1 protein-coding gene is annotated in these 300 nt (G+C 65.3%); it reads left to right on the forward strand.

Annotated features, from left to right (window positions below; all coding sequences use genetic code 11):
- On the forward strand, positions 1-299 hold a 299-nt coding region (locus tag DXX99_RS11150; protein ID WP_165847841.1), incomplete at its 5' end, for a tyrosine-type recombinase/integrase.
- Position 300: the final 1 nt, after the last annotated feature.

The raw sequence follows: 300 nt of genomic DNA on the forward strand, positions 1-300 counted from the left end.
AGGAGTACCTGGCGGAGCTTCCTCCTCGAGGAGGCGAGTGGCTCTTTCCCGGTAAAAGAGGCCCCATGACTCCCAGGGCCGTGCAGAAGAGGCTCAAGCTTTTCGGGCGCATAGCGGGGGTGGAGGTCACCCCGCACAAGCTCCGGCATACCTTCTGCAAGTGGCTGGTCGACGCCGGGGAGAGCTTGGACAAGGTGGCGTGTCTTGCGGGACACGCCAGGCTCGACACCACGGCGGTCTACACCAGGCCCGGCAGGACGGACCTGGAGAGGGCCGTGGAGAAGCTCAGCTGGGAGTGAC

It is taken from the genome of Ammonifex thiophilus (assembly GCF_003368535.1).
Taxonomy (GTDB): Bacteria; Bacillota; Desulfotomaculia; order Desulfotomaculales; family Ammonificaceae; genus Ammonifex; species Ammonifex thiophilus.